This is a genomic window from Agromyces sp. NPDC056389, from assembly GCF_042262385.1.
Lineage (GTDB): Bacteria > Actinomycetota > Actinomycetes > Actinomycetales > Microbacteriaceae > Agromyces.
The window spans coordinates 907,484-925,777 of the sequence record NZ_JBHJPN010000001.1; the positions used below are offsets into that span (position 1 = coordinate 907,484).

At 71.0% G+C, this 18,294-nt stretch carries 17 protein-coding genes; 6 read left to right on the forward strand and 11 right to left on the reverse strand.

Annotated features, from left to right (window positions below):
- Window positions 1-87: 87 nt before the first annotated feature.
- Window positions 88-1,236: a glycosyltransferase gene (locus ACFCVM_RS04265; RefSeq protein WP_375834265.1), complete on the forward strand. Its 1,149-nt coding sequence runs from the start codon at window positions 88-90 to the stop codon at window positions 1,234-1,236.
- Between the two features lie 78 nt (window positions 1,237-1,314).
- On the opposite strand, the gene ACFCVM_RS04270 is transcribed toward ACFCVM_RS04265, so the two are convergent.
- The 3 genes from ACFCVM_RS04270 to ACFCVM_RS04280 form a co-directional block, all read right to left on the reverse strand.
- Window positions 1,315-2,685 (reverse strand): LCP family protein, encoded by a 1,371-nt coding sequence (locus ACFCVM_RS04270; RefSeq protein WP_375834268.1) that lies wholly within the window; start codon window positions 2,683-2,685, stop codon window positions 1,315-1,317.
- Entirely contained in the window at window positions 2,682-3,149 is a 468-nt protein-coding gene (gene purE, locus ACFCVM_RS04275) for a 5-(carboxyamino)imidazole ribonucleotide mutase (RefSeq protein ID WP_375836651.1), read from the reverse strand. The genes ACFCVM_RS04270 and purE overlap by 4 nt, the downstream gene beginning before the upstream one ends.
- Before the next feature lie 114 nt (window positions 3,150-3,263).
- Window positions 3,264-4,394 carry a 5-(carboxyamino)imidazole ribonucleotide synthase gene (locus ACFCVM_RS04280; RefSeq protein ID WP_375834270.1) on the reverse strand — a complete coding sequence of 377 codons (1,131 nt, stop codon included), beginning with the start codon at window positions 4,392-4,394 and terminating at the stop codon, window positions 3,264-3,266.
- Window positions 4,395-4,481: 87 nt separating this feature from the next.
- Here ACFCVM_RS04280 and ACFCVM_RS04285 point away from each other — a divergent pair, with 87 nt between their 5' ends.
- Window positions 4,482-5,063 carry a GtrA family protein gene (locus ACFCVM_RS04285; RefSeq protein ID WP_375834272.1) on the forward strand — a complete coding sequence of 194 codons (582 nt, stop codon included), beginning with the start codon at window positions 4,482-4,484 and terminating at the stop codon, window positions 5,061-5,063.
- A 7-nt stretch (window positions 5,064-5,070) separates the two neighbouring features.
- Here the strand turns inward: ACFCVM_RS04285 and ACFCVM_RS04290 are convergent, their stop codons facing one another.
- The 3 genes from ACFCVM_RS04290 to ACFCVM_RS04300 all read right to left on the reverse strand — a co-directional run bounded on the left by ACFCVM_RS04290 (window position 5,071) and on the right by ACFCVM_RS04300 (window position 7,510).
- Window positions 5,071-5,763, reverse strand: a complete 693-nt coding sequence (locus ACFCVM_RS04290) for a DarT ssDNA thymidine ADP-ribosyltransferase family protein (RefSeq protein ID WP_375834275.1) — start codon at window positions 5,761-5,763, stop codon at window positions 5,071-5,073.
- Window positions 5,764-6,007: 244 nt separating this feature from the next.
- The gene (locus ACFCVM_RS04295; RefSeq protein ID WP_375834277.1) at window positions 6,008-6,571 is read right to left on the reverse strand and encodes a PH domain-containing protein; all 564 of its coding nucleotides are present in this window, start codon (window positions 6,569-6,571) and stop codon (window positions 6,008-6,010) included.
- Between the two features lie 6 nt (window positions 6,572-6,577).
- On the reverse strand, window positions 6,578-7,510 hold the full coding sequence (locus tag ACFCVM_RS04300) for a biotin--[acetyl-CoA-carboxylase] ligase (protein ID WP_375834279.1): 933 nt from the start codon (window positions 7,508-7,510) through the stop codon (window positions 6,578-6,580).
- 122 nt (window positions 7,511-7,632) lie between these two features.
- On the opposite strand from ACFCVM_RS04300, the gene ACFCVM_RS04305 reads away from it, so the two are divergent.
- Both ACFCVM_RS04305 and ACFCVM_RS04310 read left to right on the forward strand, forming a co-directional pair.
- Complete coding sequence (locus ACFCVM_RS04305) at window positions 7,633-9,231, forward strand: acyl-CoA carboxylase subunit beta (protein ID WP_375834282.1); 1,599 nt, start codon at window positions 7,633-7,635, stop codon at window positions 9,229-9,231.
- 11 nt (window positions 9,232-9,242) lie between these two features.
- Complete coding sequence (locus ACFCVM_RS04310) at window positions 9,243-9,470, forward strand: acyl-CoA carboxylase subunit epsilon (RefSeq protein ID WP_375834285.1); 228 nt, start codon at window positions 9,243-9,245, stop codon at window positions 9,468-9,470.
- 353 nt (window positions 9,471-9,823) lie between these two features.
- On the opposite strand, the gene ACFCVM_RS04315 is transcribed toward ACFCVM_RS04310, so the two are convergent.
- The 4 genes from ACFCVM_RS04315 to ACFCVM_RS04330 are packed head-to-tail and all read right to left on the reverse strand — an operon-like array spanning window position 9,824 to window position 14,019.
- On the reverse strand, window positions 9,824-10,846 hold the full coding sequence (locus ACFCVM_RS04315; protein ID WP_375834287.1) for a hypothetical protein: 1,023 nt from the start codon (window positions 10,844-10,846) through the stop codon (window positions 9,824-9,826).
- Window positions 10,843-12,075, reverse strand: coding sequence for a sensor histidine kinase (locus tag ACFCVM_RS04320; RefSeq protein WP_375834290.1), 1,233 nt, complete (start codon window positions 12,073-12,075; stop codon window positions 10,843-10,845). The genes ACFCVM_RS04315 and ACFCVM_RS04320 overlap by 4 nt, the downstream gene beginning before the upstream one ends.
- On the reverse strand, window positions 12,062-12,769 hold the full coding sequence (locus ACFCVM_RS04325; protein ID WP_375834293.1) for a response regulator: 708 nt from the start codon (window positions 12,767-12,769) through the stop codon (window positions 12,062-12,064). Before ACFCVM_RS04325 ends, ACFCVM_RS04320 begins: the two co-directional genes overlap by 14 nt.
- A 2-nt stretch (window positions 12,770-12,771) precedes the next feature.
- Window positions 12,772-14,019 carry a class I SAM-dependent RNA methyltransferase gene (locus ACFCVM_RS04330; protein ID WP_375834295.1) on the reverse strand — a complete coding sequence of 416 codons (1,248 nt, stop codon included), beginning with the start codon at window positions 14,017-14,019 and terminating at the stop codon, window positions 12,772-12,774.
- A 138-nt stretch (window positions 14,020-14,157) separates the two neighbouring features.
- Here ACFCVM_RS04330 and ACFCVM_RS04335 point away from each other — a divergent pair, with 138 nt between their 5' ends.
- On the forward strand, window positions 14,158-14,808 hold the full coding sequence (locus ACFCVM_RS04335; protein ID WP_375834298.1) for a Maf family protein: 651 nt from the start codon (window positions 14,158-14,160) through the stop codon (window positions 14,806-14,808).
- 97 nt (window positions 14,809-14,905) lie between these two features.
- Window positions 14,906-16,684: an acetyl/propionyl/methylcrotonyl-CoA carboxylase subunit alpha gene (locus tag ACFCVM_RS04340; RefSeq protein WP_375834301.1), complete on the forward strand. Its 1,779-nt coding sequence runs from the start codon at window positions 14,906-14,908 to the stop codon at window positions 16,682-16,684.
- Between the two features lie 117 nt (window positions 16,685-16,801).
- Here the strand turns inward: ACFCVM_RS04340 and ACFCVM_RS04345 are convergent, their stop codons facing one another.
- A complete protein-coding gene (locus tag ACFCVM_RS04345; protein WP_375834304.1) occupies window positions 16,802-18,229 on the reverse strand; it encodes a flavin monoamine oxidase family protein in 1,428 nt (475 codons plus the stop codon).
- Between the last annotated feature and the right edge of the window lie 65 nt (window positions 18,230-18,294).

Genomic DNA, 18,294 nt, shown 5'->3' on the forward strand with positions numbered 1-18,294 from the left:
CATTCTCTCATGGGCATCGCGATCGGCTGCTCTCATGCAATGCTCGATCAGCGTCGCTACATTGAAGAGTCCAGACGAAGGAGCCCCATGCCCACGACCCTGCGAGTGATCGTCGATCAGGTCATCGCACCGGTTCCAGGACCCCACGGCCTCTACGCAGAGGCGCTCACGCGCGCGCTCATCCAGGCGACGCCTCCCGGCTGCGAGGTCGAGGGCATCGTCTCCTCGTCCGCTCCTGCCGACTACGAACGGCTCGAATCGACGTTCCCCGGCCTCTCCGGCCTCTACAAGACCACGCTCGCCCGTCGTGAGCTCGCCGCTGCGTGGCAGCTCGGCTTGACGACCTCACCGGGCGGGGGCATGATCCACGCCCCCGGGCTCTTCGCACCGCTCCGCCGCCACGACCGCACCGTCTCCGGCGACCAGGTCGTGGTGACCGTGAACGACCTCCTCGCCTGGACCCACCCCGAGTCGCTGACGAGCGCGTCGGTCGCCTGGCACAAGGGAATGCTGAAGCGTGCGCGCAAGCACGCCGATGCCGTCGTCGTACCGACCCATGCGCTCGCGGAGCGGCTCGCGAGCGTCGCCGACTTCGGCGATCGGGTGCGGGTCATCGGCACGGCCGCGAGGCCCGGTCTCACCGTCCCAGCGGACCCCGCAGAGGCCGCGGCACGGGCCGCCAGGCTCGCCCTGCCGCCCGCCTACCTCGTCGCGGCAGGCACGCTCGACCCGCGCAAGGGCATCATCGACCTGCTCGAGGCGCTCGGCCGGCCCGGCATGCCCGACATCGACCTCGTCGTCGTGGGCCCGCCGACGTGGGGCGAGTTGCATCTCGCGACCGTCGCCGAGGAGTCGGGCGTCGATCCGCGTCGGGTCCACGCCATCGACACCGACGACGCGACCGACCTGGCCGTGATCCTGGCCGGGGCCACCGCCTTCGTGGCACCGAGCCACGACGAGGGCTCCGGCACCTCGCTGATCGAGGCGTTCGCATTCGGGTTGCCGGTGATCCACTCCGACACCCCCGCCTACGTCGAGGTGGCGGCCGAGAGCGGGCTCGTCGTGCCCATCGGGATCGGCGGCGGCTACACCGAACGACTCGCCGCCGCGATCAGCACCCTGGTCGAGTCCCCGGCGCTCGTCGAGCGGCTCTCCGTCACCGCGGGCGACCGCGCGCACGCGTTCAGCTGGCGCGACTCCGCTGAGCGCATCTGGCAGCTGCACGCCGACCTCTGAATCGCGCAGCGCTGCGGCGCGGCCCTTCGAGCGCCACGAGATCGAGCGGATGCCGCGGCATCCGCTCGATCGTCGGACTCACTCCGCTGCGGGTTCCTCGGTGGCGGGCGCGACGGCCGGCTCGATGAGCGAGCGGATGTAGTCCCAATCGGGATCCGTCGGGTCGACCCCGTTCGCGGGCACGAGCTCGACCGTCGTGATCGGCAGTTCCTTGGTCTTCATCGAGAGGTTCACGAAGTAGCCGAGCATCGACTGCGGGATGTCGGTCTTCACCGTGTCGGCGCCCGCCGACGCGACCTCTTGGAACTTCGAGAGCACGTTCGTCGGCGTGAACTGCTGCAGCACCGCCTCCTGCAGCACGCGCTGCCTGGCCATCCGCTCGTAGTCGCCGCCGGCGGTGCCGTAGCGTGCGCGACCGTACCAGAGCGCGTGGTAGCCGTCGAGGTGCTGCTGCCCGGGTTCGATCCACCCGTCGACGCCCTCGTTGTTCTCGTCGCCGCCGATCGGGATGCGGACGTCGACGTTGATGTCGACCCCGCCGAGCGCGTCGATGAGCTGCTGGAAGCCCTGCATGTCGATGAGCGCGTAGTACTGGATCTCGAGGCCGGTGATGCCCTCTGCGGCATCCCTGACGCCCTCGATGCCGGGCTCGCTGCCCTCGGCGACGGCGTTCGGGTACATCTCGGGGCTCTTCAGCTCGACCTCGGTGTAGATCGAGTTGAGCTGGCAGACGTCGACCTCGCAGCCGTCGATCGCGCCGTAGCCCTCGGGGTAGACCGCGGCGAGCGGCGAGTCCTCCGGGAACGGAACGTACTCGAGGTCGCGCGGCAGGCCGATCGTGACGGCCTGGCCGGTCTCCGCATCGATCGAGACGACGGTCATGCTGTCGGGCCGCATGCCCTCGCGGTCGGGGCCGGAGTCGCCGCCGAGGAGCAGGATGTTGTACCGCCCGTCGACGGGCGGCTCACTCGGCCCGGCTGCGAACACCGACGCGATGAATCCGCTCGTGGTCGTGGCGAAGTAGGCGCCGTACGCGGCGGCGCCCGAGACGCCGACCATCACCAGGGTGGTGAGGCCGGCGACCCACACCCTGGCTGACGGCGCGGTCTTCACGAGCCGGACGAGCCGCAGAGTGTCGAGGGTCAGGATCACCCAGAGCACGGCGTAGAAGGCGAGCACGAGCGCGACGATCCAGAGCGTGATCGACATCGAGAAGACCGTGTAGAGCGTCGCGGGCCAGAGGAACCAGACGACGATCGCCACGATCGCCAGCGTCCACAGCACGAGCGTCGACCCGAGCCCGAACCGGCCGAGCCTGCGACTGCCGGCGAGCACCTGCGGCGCACCAGGGATCAGGAAGTTGAGCACGACGAGCCACCACGCGCGGCGGGTCATCACCGTGCGCGAGGCGACGTCCGGGTAGCGGATCGGGCTGGCGGCGAGCGTCATCGGTTCTGCTTGAGCCGTTCGTTCTTCTCCTCGACGAGTGCGGCGAGGTCGGTGGCGTACGTGCCGAGCGCGTCGGCGAGGGCGGGGTCGGATGCCGCGAGCACGCGCACTGCGAAGAGACCGGCGTTCTTGGCGCCGCCGATGGCCATGGTCGCCACCGGGATGCCGCCGGGCATCTGCACGATCGAGAGCAGGGAGTCGAGGCCGTCGAGGCGCGACAGCGGCACGGGCACCCCGACGACGGGCAGGGTCGTGACCGAGGCGAGCATGCCCGGCAGGTGCGCGGCTCCGCCGGCACCGGCGATGATGACCTTCAGGCCGCGACCGGCGGCCTCCTTGCCATAGGCGATCATCTTCTCGGGCGTGCGGTGGGCGGAGACGACCTCGACCTCGTGGGCGACGCCGAACTCGTCGAGCAGGGCGGATGCCTCGCTCATCACGTTCCAGTCGGAGTCGGATCCCATCACGACGCCGACGAGGGGTGCGGTGTTCGTCTCAATCACTTGATCGAGTGTAGGGCCGCGTGCTGTGAGATTTCCGCAGGGCGCGCGGCACCCGTCGCACGACGACGTGCCGTGTCAGTCCTGGAAGAACGCCGCCGTGGCGCGCGCCTCGTAGACGACGGCGTCGAGGTCGTCGCCCGTCGCCGTGACGTGGCCGATCTTGCGACCCGGTCGGGGCGCCTTGCCGTAGTTGTGCACCTTCACGGTGGGGTGGTCGGCGAGTGCCGCCGCGTAGCGATCGGCAAGCGATCCCTCGGCCGGCCCGCCGAGCACGTTGACCATCACCGACCAGTCGTCTCGACTGCCGGTGGCGCCGAGCGGCAGATCGAGCACGGCGCGCAGGTGCTGTTCGAACTGCCCGGTGGTCGAGCCGTCCATCGACCAGTGGCCGCTGTTGTGCGGTCGCATCGCGAGCTCGTTGACGAGGATTCGCTCGTCGCTCGTCTCGAAGAGCTCGACGGCCAGCACACCGGTGACCCCGAGGCCCTCGGCGATCGTGATCGCGACCTCTGCAGCGACATCCGCGAGCCTGCCCGCCGACCGCGGCGCCGGGGCGATGACCTCGCTGCAGACCCCACCGACCTGCACGGTCTCGACGAGCGGCCAGGCGACGACCTCGCCGGAGGGACGTCGGGCCACGAGCTGCGCCAGTTCGCGGCGGAAGTCGACGAGTTCCTCGACGAGGAGTGCGCCCGCGCTCCCGTCTTCGGCGATCGTCGCGAACCACTCGGAGACCTCGGCGGCGCTGCGCACGACGCGAACTCCCTTGCCGTCGTAGCCGCCGCGAGGCGTCTTCACGACCGCGACACCGCCGTGGTCGGCGATGAAGTCGTCGAGATCGCCGGGGGTCTCGACACGGGCCCAGTCGGGCACCGGAAGGCCGAGTTCGGAGAGGCGCTCGCGCATGACCAGCTTGTCTTGCGCGATGCGGAGCGCGTCGGGCCCCGGGTGCACTGCGACGCCGGCGTCGACGAGCGCGCGCAGCACGTCTTGCGGCACGTGCTCGTGGTCGAAGGTGACGACGTCGACCTCGCGCGCGAACGCGAGCACGGTGGCCGCGTCGGTGTAGTCGCCGATCTGATCGGCGGCGATGGCCGCCGACATGCCCTCGGCCTCGGCGAGCACTCGGAGGTCGACTCCGAGCTCGATCGCCGCGGGGATCATCATCCGGGCGAGCTGCCCTCCACCGATCACTCCGACCCGCACGCCATGCACTCCGTTCACCGCAGCCGACGGCGCCCGCGCGGGCGCCCAGTTCAGTCTAGGCCGCGCTCGACCGCATAGGATGTGCCGGTGTCCACCCGCTTCGCGAGCGCCCTCGAACGCCTCTGGGACGGCCTGTTCGCCTACGCGGTGAAGTTCGGGGTCGTGGGCCTCATCGGCCTCGTGATCGACGTCGCCCTCTTCAATCTGCTGCGACTCGGCGTCTTCGGCGAAGACCACTGGGCGCAGTCGGCGATCGGCGCCAAGACGATCTCGACGAGCGTCGCCATCGTCTTCAACTGGCTGGGCAACCGCTACTGGACGTTCCGCAGGCACCGTCGCCGCAACTACGTGCGCGAGTTCGTCGAGTACGCGATCGTCTCGCTCGGCGGCATGGCGATCGCGCTCGGATGCCTCTGGGTCAGCCACCACTGGCTCGGTTACACGAGCCTCCTGGCCGACAACATCGCGACGAACGTCGTGGGCCTCGCTCTCGGCACGGCGTTCCGTTTCGTGCTCTACCGCTACTGGGTCTTCGGGCACCACCGGGCCGACGGCCTCTCGAACCTCGCGCGCGTCGAAGAGGCGCAGCGCGCCCTGTTCGAGGAGCCGGGGACGGCGGCGTCGTTCGAGGACCCGGAGGGGGCGTCGTCGCCGACGAACGCCCCCTGAGCGAGACCTACTCCGCGGGTTCGGCGGTCGGCTGGAACCACGGCGGGTAGACCGCGACACGGGCGCGCACGCCGGCGCCTGCGAGTTCTGCTCGCACCCGGTCGCGCACGGGCTCGTTGGCCACGGCGATGAGCGCCACGTCGTCGAGCGGGAGGCACTCGCGCACGAGGAGTTCGGCCCCGTCGAGGCCTGCACCCTCCTCGTCGCGGTGCAGGCGCTGCAGCAGGCGCTGCACGTCGGCCCACTCGGTCGCGACGGTCGTGCCGGTGACCGCGGCATCCGACTCGCTCACGACGATCGTGCCCGCCACCTCGGCCTTGCCCGCCTGCGCGCTCGTGAGCGAGCTGACGAAGATCACGAAGTCGGCCGGTGCGCGCTTGACCGCCTCATCGCCGAGGCGAGGATCGGGCGTCGCGGTGCGCACCGCGTTCCAGACGTGCGCGTCGGTCGTGAGCAGGAACGGCACGTAGTCGGCGACGACGGCGTCGGTGCCGTCGATCGCCGCACCGCGCCGGTACTCGCGTGCATGGGGCGCGGCGAGGTCGACGACCGGCGTTGCACCGGCGGCGTCGGCGAGCAGGGCGCCTGCGTCGAGGATCGGCGGCAGGTTGTCGATGTGCGTCACGTGGTAGATGCGCATCGCCTTCAGGTCGAGTCGCGGCGCATCCGACGAGATCGTCGGCCGGGAGGCCCCTGGCACGCGTGCCGGCGGCCGACCGCTCCGGGTCGTCGTCGACCGTGCCGAGCGGGCCACCGGAGCGGGCGCGGGCTTCGCCTCCGGTTCGGGCGGGGGGAAGCAGATGGCGCAGAGGCCGTCATCGAAACCGTGTTTGCATTCGTCGGCCAAGAGAAACCCTTCATCGTGCGGCTCGCGCTCGGGCGACGCGAGACCACCTGTCCACGTTACGTCCTTAATCGACGTCCCGCTGCACGATCGCTCAGTTTCAGCGCCCGCCCCACGCCACGGTGTCGCCGTCGATCATCGTCTGCTCGGCGCGTCGCCGCTCCGCGACCCGCGCCTGCTCCTCGCCCATGAGCTCCTGCAACGCGCCCTGCACGAGCACCGGCTTCGGCACGTCCTTCAGCACGAACGGCTTCTCGTGGCCCGTGTCGATGCGCACATCGCCCGATCCGAATGCGCTCTGACCCCACGTTCCGCGCACGGTGACGTCGCGCCCGCGGGACAGCAGCAGCTCCTGACGCACTCGCACCCAGATGCCGCTGCGAGCGATGACCCGGCGAGTCGTGATCGTCGTGCGCCGCGTGAGCCACGCGAGGAAGGGCAGGAACGAGCCGAGCAGCACGACGACAACGCCGCCGCCGAGGATCGCGAGCACCTGCCAGGCCTCGGGCGCGATGCCGACGCCGTAGGCCGTCGCGCCGGCGACCAGGATCAGCAGGATCGCGGGAAGGATCAGGATGCGGGCGTGCCGGCGCACTCGCGCGACGACGCGCTCGGGCGGCTGCGCCGCCGGCACGGCCGCCTCGGGTGTCACGGCAGGCCTCATACGCCATTAATACCGCAGGTGCGTCACGTCTCCTGCGGCGACAGACCACGGCCCACCGTTCTCGCGGTCGATCACGACCAGTCGTCCATCGGCGTCGAGCCGGTCTGCGTGCCCGAGCAGCTCGCGGTCGCCGGGCAGTTCGACGCGCACGTCGCTGCCGATCGTGCCGCAGAGTCGGGCGACGCGGGCGGCGATGCCGCTCGCCGCGGCATCCGCCCCCGACCGCACGAACGCGTCGAACATCTCGAGGAACGTGCCGAGGTAGTCGGCGAGCACGGCGTCGGCGTCGGGCTGGGCTCCGGTGACGAGCAGCAGTGACGTGGAGGTCAGTGTGGGCAGGTCGTGCTCGTCGAGCGTGAGATTCAACCCGGCTCCGACGATGACCGCTCCGGACTCGGGCAGGAGCTCGGAGAGGATGCCGCAGATCTTGTAGCCCGAGACGAGCACGTCGTTCGGCCATTTGAGCTCGACCTCGACGCCGCCGCTGTCGTCCTGCCCCTCGTCCTCCTCGACACGGGTGCGGCGCCGGCTCCGGCGAGCGGATGGCTCGGGCGCACCCGATTCCGGCGTCGTGGGCGCCGACCCGGGCGCCGCGGCGGCCGGCACGTGCAGCTCGACCGCACGTCGCACCGCCTCGGTCATCGCGGCCCCTGCGATGAGCGGGATCCAGCCGTAGGCGTCGGGCGGGAGCGGCCGGCCGCCGTCGAGCTCGGGGCGCAGCAGCAACGAGATCGCGAGCGTCTTGCCCGTCGGGGCGAGCCAGACCCGCCCGAGGCGACCTCGACCGTGCGTCTGGTTGTCGGTGACGAGCACGGCGCCGTGGCCCCACTCCGCGGCATCCGGCCCGCTCGCAGCCGCCCGCAGCTCGTCGTTCGTCGACCCGACCTCGTCGCGGAACTCGAACCGCGGCACCGCCGCGCGCGATCGCTCCCAATCCATGCGATCACCCTACCCAGCCGCGAGCGAGTCCCCTCGCATGGCGATTGCCACCAGTGGCGCGACCGTTTTTGTGGGAATCCGTCAAAGAAGTCGGCCATCTGCTCAGCGGTAGAGTGAACGGCGTGACCGAAGCGACTGACGGCCCCGACCTCTCCACGACCGCCGGCAAGCTCGCCGACCTCAAGCTGCGCTACCACGAAGCCGTGACGGCGTCGGGTGAGGCGGCGATCGAGAAGCAGCACGCCAAAGGCAAGATGACGGCGCGCGAGCGCATCGCCGAACTCCTCGACCCCGGCTCGTTCGTCGAGCTCGACGAGTTCGTGCGGCACCGCACGCACGCGTTCGGCATGGAGGGCAAGCGCCCCTACGGCGACGCCGTCGTCACGGGCACCGGCACCATCCACGGCCGCCAGGTGGCGGTGTACTCCCAGGACTTCACGATCTTCGGCGGTTCGCTCGGCGAGGTCGCCGGCGAGAAGATCATCAAGGTCATGGAGCTCGCCCTCAAGACGGGCGTGCCGATCATCGGCATCCTCGACTCGGGCGGCGCCCGCATCCAGGAGGGCGTCGTCGCGCTTGGCAAGTACGGCGAGATCTTCCGCCGCAACACCCAGGCCTCCGGCGTCATCCCGCAGATCTCGATCGTGTGCGGCCCTGCGGCCGGCGGTGCCGTCTACTCCCCCGCGCTCACCGACTTCGTGATCATGGTCGACAAGACGAGCCAGATGTTCGTCACCGGCCCCGACGTGATCAAGACGGTCACCGGCGAAGACGTGGGCATGGAGGAGCTCGGCGGCGCACTCACGCACAACACCGTCTCGGGCGTCGCCCACTACCTCGCGAGCGACGAATCCGACGCACTCGACTACGCGCGCACGCTCATCTCGTTCCTGCCCGACAACAACATGACGGATGCCCCGGTGTACGACGCCGAGGCCGAGCTCGAGATCACCGACGACGACCGTCGACTGAACACCGTCATCCCCGATTCGCCGAACCAGCCGTACGACATGCACTCGGTCATCGAGGGCATCGTCGACCACGGCGACTTCCTCGAGGTGCAGCCGCTGTTCGCCCCGAACATCCTCATCGGCTTCGCGCGGGTCGAGGGTCGATCCGTCGGCATCATCGCGAACCAGCCGAGCCAGATGGCGGGAACGCTGAACATCGCGGCCGGCGAGAAGGCGTCGCGCTTCGTTCGCTTCTGCGACGCGTTCTCGATCCCGATCCTCACCCTGGTGGACGTGCCCGGCTACCTGCCCGGCACCGATCAGGAGTGGACCGGCGTCATCCGCCGCGGCGCGAAGCTGCTCTACGCCTACGCCGAGGCGACCGTGCCGCTCGTCACGGTCATCACGCGCAAGGCCTACGGCGGCGCCTACATCGTCATGGGCTCCAAGCAGCTCGGCGCCGACATCAACCTGGCATGGCCCACGGCCGAGATCGCCGTGATGGGCGGCCAGGGCGCGGTCAACATCCTCTACCGCGGCGAGATCAAGCGCGCCGAGGAGGCGGGCGAAGACGTCGCGGCCGTGCGCACCAAGCTCGCCAACGAGTACACGTACAACGTCGCCTCCCCCTTCCTCGCGGCCGAGCGCGGCGAACTCGATGGCGTCATCGAGCCCGCGGCGACCCGAGTGGCGGTGCTGAAGGCGCTGCGGGCGCTCCGCACGAAGCGCGCGAGCCTCCCGTCCAAGAAGCACGGGAACATCCCGCTGTAGGGGTGGACGACATGAGCGACGACATCGACGACCGTGCGGCCTCCCTGCGCTTCGAGACCCGAGTGGTCACACCCGAGGACGCGGCCGCGGTCACCGCAGTACTGATCGCGGCCATCGACGAGCAGACGGTCGATGAGGCCGCCGTCGATCTCGGGCGCAGCGCCTGGGTCCGGGGCAGCGGTGCGATGCGCCGGCCCTTCGAGGCCGGCCCCGGCCGTTGGGTGCGCAGCGGCGACTGAGCCCGTGTCCCCCGAATTCCGCACTCCGAACGGTCGGCGCTCGACGTGGCTCGCCCGGAACTTCACGGATCGACGGAGGGGGGACACCTCGTGTCCCCCGAAATGACGACTTTGCGGGTCACGACTGGTGCAGCACTATTGTCAGTGCAGGCTCCACAGGAGTCGCCGCCGTCATCGGTCGGGTAACCGATGGCAGTTGGGGGCGAGTCAGGGCGACATTCGGGTTGTCGCGGTGACTCGGGCTTGATGGGGGGTCGATCTCGGATCGGCCCCCCACCTTCATGTCCGGCCCCGGTGAGCGAACGAGTCCGAGTACCGATCGCCGCCGCGAGCCATCGCTCGCCGTCCTCGGCTCAGAACACCCTGGGGATCTCCAGCCAGAGTTCGACCTCGGCCTCGTCGGAGTCGGAGTCGGAGTCGGAGTCGGACGCGGAGCCGTCCGACTCGCGCAGCCCGACGACCGTGACCGCCACGGGCGACGCCTCCGCCGCAGTGCGGACGATGATGCGATCGGCCGAGGACCCGGCGACGGCGTCGGCCAGACGCGACAGCACGCGGTTGCGCGTGGCCTCGTCGAGGTCGTCGATGCCGCCCTCGTCGAGGAGGGTGACCGTGATGCCGCGGGCACGAGCGCGCTGCACCTCGAAGCGGACCGCGTCGGTCAGCAGCATCCGCCCACGGATCTCGTCACGGATCGCCGCTTCGAGCATGCGGCACTCGGCCTGCTGCGCCTCGGTGAGCGCGCCGCCCCGATCCGCGATTCGCCGCAGCATCGGTGCCGAGAGGCGATTGGTGTGGGCGAGGCGCATGCGCCCCTCGAACAGGTGCGCGTCCTGTGCGGCCTGCCACGCGGCTGCCTCCCGCTCGGCCTGGGCGTAGCGGCGGGTCTCGCGTGCCGCGTTCGCCAGCGCGCTCGTCAGCATGTGGGCGATGCCCACCCACACGACGCTGCCGATGACGCCGAGGCCGCCGAGCGAGAACGGACCGGCCCAGACGACGCTCTGCACCGCGAGCGCGATGACCCCGAGCCACGCTGCCGTCAGCTGGCGCCTCGCCGCGGTGATCGTCATGAGCGTGCCCACCGCGGCGACGTACCACGTGGCGTATCCGTTCTCGGCATCGGGGTCGAGCTGGCTCGTCACGAGCAGCGGCAGCACGATGGAGACGGCGAGGTCGAACGCGGCGAGCCAGTCGGGCATGCGCACGCGCTTCGCCGGCCACAGGCTGAGCGTCGTGGCGACCGTGTACAGGAACAACGCGACCACCGCCGGCCACGGCGATGCCGCCCGACCGAGCGAGTAGATGCCGAGCACGACGTGATACGCCGAGAACAGGGCACCGAGCACGAGCAGCAGCCAGCGGGGAATGGAGATCATGCTCCGCCACCCGCTCCCTGCGGCCACGCGACCGTCACGGTCGTGCCGTGTCCGAGCCTCGACTCGATGTGCGCCATCCCGCCCGCGTTGGCCATGCGCTCCTCGATCGAGACGCGCAGGCCGAGTCGCTCCTCGGGAACACGATCGAGTGCGAACCCGCGACCGTTGTCGGCGATCTCGATGACGCAGCCTCCGGCGCGCACTCCCCTGATGCGGAGCTCGCGACGCGTCGACAGGCCAGGCTCGTCGGCGTGCTGCAGGCTGTTGACCATCGCCTGGACCGCGGCGGCGTACAGCGCCTCGACGGCCTCGACCGGCAGTTCGACGCCACCGGCGTTCACGACACGCACCGTGAACGGCGTGCTGAACGTCGTGAGCGCGGCGCGCAGCCGCCGCACGAGCACCGGCAGGCCGACGCGGTCGAGCGCTCGTGGCCCGGTCGCTCCGGCCTCATCGAGTCGCTGCACGGCATCGCGTGCCATGCGGGCGGCGAGCTGCTGCTGCTCCGGCGTCGTCGCGGCAGCCGCGGAGAGGAGCGTCGTGAGCACGCTGTCGTGCACGAGCGCATCGACCTTGACCCGCTCGATCTCGTTGGCGTGCAGCCGCGCGGCGACGTCGTAGCGTTCGAGGGCGGCCTCCTGCGCAGCGTCGACGGATTCGGCGGCCTGACGCAGCATCGTCACGATGACGAGCACGACCACGCCGAGCACGACGGCGTACAGAGCATCGAGCACCGCGAGCAGCGGGCCTGCGTCGCCGCCGGACGGCAGGAGCCGGATGACGCCGTACGTGGCGGGAACGACGAGCGTGTACACGGCCGCCCAGACCGGCAGCACCGCGACGACCGCGGCCGTGGTCGCGACGGTGCACAGGTAGTAGAGCCACGGAGTGGCACCGACGAGCGCCGCCGGATCATCGACGAGGAAGGGCCACGCCACGAGGGCGACCGCGTACAGCAGCGCGAAGGCGAGGCTCGCGGTGCGCGCCGCGACCTTCGTCACCGTCGCGACGGCGAGGCCGACGATCGCACCGTAGAGCACCGCCATGAGCGCTGCGCCGGCACCGGGCAGGAGCGCGTCGGCCTGCTCCAGTGCCATGGGCACCGTCTGGGCGCCGAACACGAGCCCGAAGAGGCCGAGGGCACGGCCCGTGACGGTCTCGACTTGAGCCCGGGTGACCGTGGAGCGGCGACGCGAGAGTCGCGTCACCCGCCAGTCAACGGCGGGCATCTCCACCATCGTCGAGCCCGGGGAGGATCCCGTCCTCGACGGCTCGACGCAGGAGGTCGACCTTCGTCGGCGCCGGACGACCCACCTCGATGTACTTCGCCCGGATGCGGTCGAGGTACTCGCGCGCAGTCGAGTGCGCGATGCCGAGCTGGGCGGCGACGAGCTTCAACGGCAGGCCGGAGGCGTACAGGTGCAGCACATCGTGCTCGCGCCGCCCGAGCTGGGCCTTCGCGAAGTCGCGATCGGCCTCGATCGCGCTCGCCCATTCCACGTTGTTGAGCACCTCGCCGCGCGCGACCGTGGCGATCGCGCCGATCACGGCCGACATCGGCGACGCCTTCGGGATCACGCCGGCGGCCCCTGCGGCGAGCGACTCGCGCACCGCCGCGACGCGGTCGGCGATGCTGTGCACGAGCACGGCGCTGCCCGTCGCGAGCACCGCCCGCACGTTGTCGGTCACCGACGAGCCGTCGCCGAGCGAGAGATCGAGCACGACGACGTCGCAGGCGCGACCGGCGAGGCCGTCGAGCAGCTCGGGCACGCTCGCCGCATCGATCACGACGTCGTACCCCGCGTCGCGGCATGCCGCCCGCAGGCCGAGTCGCACCGCCTCGTGGTCGTCGACGATCGCGACGGTCGCCGCGGCATCCGCTTGTCGTGTCGGCCCTGCTGCTCCGACGTCCCCCTGTGTCACGTTCACACGATAGCGCGGAGGCGGGCGACCGCCTCGACGTGATGCGTGTTCGGGAACAGGTCGAAGGCGCGGAGCTCCTCGAGCTCGTAGCCCCGTTCGCGGAGGAGACCGACGTCGCGGGCGAAGGCGACCGGGTCGCAGGCGACGTAGACGAGCTGTCGCGGACGCAGTTCGGCGAGACGCTCGACGACCTCGCGGCCGGCTCCGGCGCGCGGCGGGTCGAGCACGAACGTGGCGTCGCGGAGCCGCGCGCGCTCGGCGGCGCCCGAGTCGGCTTCGAGCTCGGCGAGGTATCGGTCGACGCGGGCCGTCACGGCACGAGCACCGAGCCACTCGGAGAGATTCGCCCCGGCGTGCTCGGTCGCGCGCGCGTCGGACTCGACGGTCGTGATGCGGACGGTCTCGCCGAAGCGGTCCCCCACGGCAGCGGCCAGTAGTCCGACACCGCCATAGAGGTCGTGATTGGCCGCGCGAGGATCGAACAGGTCGCCGTCGATGAGCTCCTGCACGGCACGGCTGAGCGTCGCGGCCGCGCCGCGGTGCACCTGCCAGAATCCGTCGCGATCGAGCCGGAAGCTGCGTTCGCCCACGCGTTCCTCGATCGTCGGTCGCACTCCGCGTGCCGGGCGGTCGCCCTCGACCATGACGATCGCGGGATCGCCGGCGCTCGGGGCGATGAGATCGATCGCCGTGGCGCCCGGGAAGCGGTCGCCGAGCGGTGCGAGCGCGGCGAGTTCGGGCACGGCGAGGGGAACGGATGCCACCGGGACGATCGAGTGGCTCCGGGCCGCGTACGGCCCCACACGACCGTCTGCGCCGACGTGGAGGCGCATGCGCGTGCGCCATCCTGTGCCGTCGTCGACCGAGACGCCGTCGGCGAGCGCGGGATCGACGGGGGCGACCTCGACGTCGACCTCGACGCCCGCCATGCGGGAGAGCGCGTCGCGCAGCACTTCGGCCTTCAGCCCTCGCTGGCGTTCGATGCGGATGTGGCCGAACTCGGCGCCGCCGGCTCGTAGTTCGGGTGCCCGGTCGACGGATGCCTCGGCCCACACGTGCTCACGGCGGTCGGGCGATGCCTCGAGCACCTCAACCGTCTCCGCTCGCCAGAACTTCGCCTTGCTCTGGTCGCTGACGCGAGCGGCCACGCGCTCCCCCGGGATCGCGTCGGCGACGAACACGACGCGGCCCTCGTGCCGCGCGACGAAGACGCCGCCGTGCGCGACGCGCTCGACGTCGAGCTCGATCACGGGCCCGTCGGTGGCCGGCGGCTTCGGGGCGGGGCGGGGCGATCGCGAGGGCTTCCGCCCACCGCTTCGACGTGGGCGTCGGTTCTCTGGCATGCATCGAGCATTCCACAGCGGGGAGCCGGCGGGCAGGATGGACGCATGCGCCTCTACCTCGCCTCGACCTCGCCCGCCCGGTTGCAGACCCTTCGCGCGGCGGGCATCGAGCCCATCGCGGCACCACCAGGGGTCGACGAGGAAGCGGTCGTCGCAGCGCACGAGGCCGCCTCCGGACCGCTCGCCGCACGCGAGATGGTGCAGCTGCTCGCGCAGGCGAAGGCCGAGGCGCTCATCGGCGCCGAGCCGGGCGGGGAGCCCATCGACGGACTCATCCTCGGAGGCGACTCCGCATTCCTCACCGGCGGCTCGATCCACGGCAAGCCGCACCTGCCCGCCGTCGCCAGGCAGCGCTGGCTGGCCCAGAACGGCGGGCACGGCGAGCTCTGGTCGGGCCACTGGCTGATCGACCACCGAGGCGGCCGGGTGAACGGGGCGGTCGGGCGAGCGGATGTCGCGACGGTGCGCTTCGCGGCGCTCGACGAGGCCGAGATCGACGCCTACATCGCGACCGGCGAGCCGCTGCTCGTGGCGGGTGCCTTCACGATCGACAGCCTCGGGGGGCCGTTCATCCGGCGGGTGGAGGGCGACCCCTCGACGGTCGTCGGCCTCTCGCTCTCGACGCTCCGCGACCTCGTGCGCGAGCTCGGCGTGGCATGGCCGTCGCTCTGGAATCGCACGCCTTCCGCCGAGTGACCCGTTCGGTCGATTGTCGATGCCCGCAAGAGACATCCGCTCTTTTTGTGGAAGGCACCCAAAGAGCCGACCGGCGGGCGCAATAGGCTTGAGCATTATGCCGCGCATCTCCAAGGTCCTCATCGCCAACCGTGGCGAGATCGCCGTCCGCGTCATCCGGGCCGCCCGCGACGCCGGTCTCGGCTCCGTCGCCGTCTACGCCGATCAGGACCGCGACGCGCGCCACGTGAAGCTCGCCGACGAGGCGTACGCCCTCGACGGCGCAACGAGCGCCGACACCTACCTCGTGATCGACAAGATCCTTTCGATCGCCCGCCGCTCGGGCGCCGACGCCGTGCACCCGGGTTACGGCTTCCTCGCCGAGAACCCCGACTTCGCCCGCGCCGTGATCGACGCCGGCCTCATCTGGATCGGCCCGTCGCCCGAGGCCATCGAACGCCTCGGCGACAAGGTCTCCGCGCGCCACGTCGCCGAGAAGGTCGGCGCCCCGCTCGCTCCCGGCACGCTCAACCCCGTCGCGGATGCCTCGGAGGTGCTCGACTTCGTCGACGTGCACGGTCTGCCCGTGGCGATCAAGGCGGCCTTCGGCGGCGGCGGGCGCGGCCTCAAGGTCGCACGCACCCGTGAAGAGGTGCCCGAGCTCTTCGAGTCGGCCACCCGCGAGGCCGTGGCCGCGTTCGGCCGTGGCGAGTGCTTCGTCGAGAAGTACCTCGACAAGCCGCGCCACGTCGAGACCCAGTGCCTCGCCGATGCGCACGGCAACGTCGTCGTCGTCTCGACCCGCGACTGCTCGCTGCAGCGCCGTCATCAGAAGCTCGTCGAGGAGGCCCCCGCGCCGTTCCTCACCGAGGCGCAGACGACGGCGCTCTACGAGTCCTCGAAGGCGATCCTGCGCGAAGTGGGCTACCTCGGCGCCGGCACCTGCGAGTTCCTCATCGGCCAGGACGGCACCGTCTCCTTCCTCGAGGTCAACACGCGCCTCCAGGTCGAGCACCCCGTCTCCGAAGAGGTCACCGGCATCGACCTCGTGCGCGAGCAGTTCCGTCTCGCCGAGGGCGGCGTGCTCGACTACGCCGACCCTGTGACGACCGGTCACTCGATCGAGTTCCGCATCAACGGCGAGGACCCGGGCCGCGGCTTCCTCCCCGCACCCGGACCCGTGCACCAGCTGCGCTTCCCGGGTGGTCCCGGCATCCGCATCGACTCCGGCGTCACGTCCGGCGACGAGATCTCGGGCGCCTTCGACTCGCTCCTCGCCAAGCTCATCGTCACCGGCCGCGACCGGAAGGACGCCCTCGAGCGCGCCCGCCGCGCACTCGACGAGTTCGAGGTCGCCGGGCTTCCGACCGTGCTGCCGTTCCACCGCGACATCGTGCGCAATCCGGCCTTCGCGCCCGACGGCGATGCGCCGTTCACGATCTACACGCGCTGGATCGAGACCGAGTACGACAACCGGCTCGAGCCGTGGTCGGGCGAACTCGCCGACAACGCGGGCCCCGCCGAACGCACGAGCGTCGTCGTCGAGGTCGCCGGTCGTCGGGTCGAGGTCACGCTGCCGAAGAAGATCGTCGGCGGCGGGTCATCCGGTTCCGCTTCCCGCACCGCTGGTGCCGCACCTCGCCGCCGCGCCGCATCGCACGCCGTCGACACCGGCACGGGCGACGCCGTGAAGGCCCCGATGCAGGCGACCATCGTGAAGGTGGCCGTCGCCGAGGGCGACAAGGTCGTCAAGGGCGACCTCGTGCTCGTGCTCGAGGCGATGAAGATGGAGCAGCCGATCCTCGCCCACAAAGACGGTGTCATCGGCACGGTGAACGCCGAGGCGGGCGCGACGGTCTCGAGCGGTCACCTGCTGCTCGCCATCGTCGACGCCTAGCCCGCGACGTCGGTCCGGTCCGCGAGATCCGGTCGCCGGATTCGCGTCGTCCGCGACATCGACGACGTTCGCCGTACCCGCGGCCGCTCGGTCGGCCGCAGGTACGGCGGAGTCGGATCAGCGCGCGACGAGCGCCGTCAGCGCTGCGTTCGCCGCGGCGACGCCGGAGTTGCGCGACGAATGGATGGTGCTGGTCACCATGCCCGCCCAGAAGATCGTGTCAGCGATCGGCGCGTTCAGGCCGCTGCGCCGTGAGAACGGTCCGGGGTAGGCGCCCCGGGCGAGCTCGTCCTTCGACCAGTCGTAGGTCGAGGCGTTGACGTACTGCAGTCCGTGATCGCCGACCGCCGTGCGGACGTTGTCGAGCGCCGCCTGGAACCGCTCGGCCTCCGAGAGGTCGAGCAGTTCCTGCGCCTTGCCTCCCGTCATCCACGCGACGACGACCTCGCCGTCGTAGCCGGGGGTGCCGACGGAGCCGTTCCAGAGGCTCGGCGGGTTCTTCGAGAAGGTCGTCATGATGTCCCACGCCCGAGGGATCGGGTGCCCTGCCGGCAGCACGGGCTGCGCGAACTCGAGGATGCCCTTGAAGACCGGCAGGTACTCGATCTCCTGGAATCCGTCGCGCTTGTCGGCGGGGAGCGGCGGGTCGAACGTGATGTCGCCGTGCTTCAGCACGCCGCCGGGGAGGGCGACCACGAGCGACTTGGCCTTGAACGACCCCAGTGCCGAGTGCACGTCGACCCTGCCGGGCCGGTGCTCGACGGTGTGCACGCGAGCGCCGTGCAGCAGCGCGAGGCCGGCGGCGAGCGGCTGCAGCACCTGGCTGTATCCGCCGATCACCCGGTAGTCGCCGTACTCCTCCGGCGGCATCGGTCCCGACAGCTCCTGCATCTCGAGTGCGGCGGCGACGGTGTCGACGACGAACCACGCCGGCAGCACGTCGAACTGCTCGGAGTCGACCTCGATCGCGGCCAGTGAGATCGGATAGTTCTCGGGAGGGAGGCCGATCCGCTCCAGCCATGCCAGCGCCGTCTCGCCGTCGACCGGGTCGGGGAGGCCGCCGGGCAACGGCGGGGCGCCGAGCGGAAAGCGCCAGACCTCGAAGTCGAACGCGTCGATCCACGGCGAATCCGGACGGAGGCGCCCGAAGACCGTCGTCTGCCGCCGGGTCGAGAGGCCGAGCTGGTTGATGAGCCCCCAGGTCGACACCGTGGTGCCGTGCACCAGTTCGGCGCCGCGCTCGATCGGAATCGACATCGAGGTGCGGTCGGTCCACATGCGGCCGCCGATGCGATCCCGCGCCTCGAGCACGAGCACGCGCTTGCCGGCGTCGGCGAGCACGCGTGCCGCACCGAGACCGGATGCACCGGCGCCGATCACGATCGCGTCCCACATGCGGTGGTAGGAACCCGGGATGCCGCTGCCGGGACGCGCGGCTGCGGTGAGCGCCAGCCCCGCTACGCCGGCCGCGCCGACGGCGAGCACGGCGCGGCGACTCGGCCCTCGCTCGCTGCTTGTGGCCGGGTTCGAGTCTTCGTCGTACATCGTGCCTCCTGGAAACGTCGTTGTCTGAGGTGGCCGCCGACGGGCCGCGAGACGCGGAACCGGTC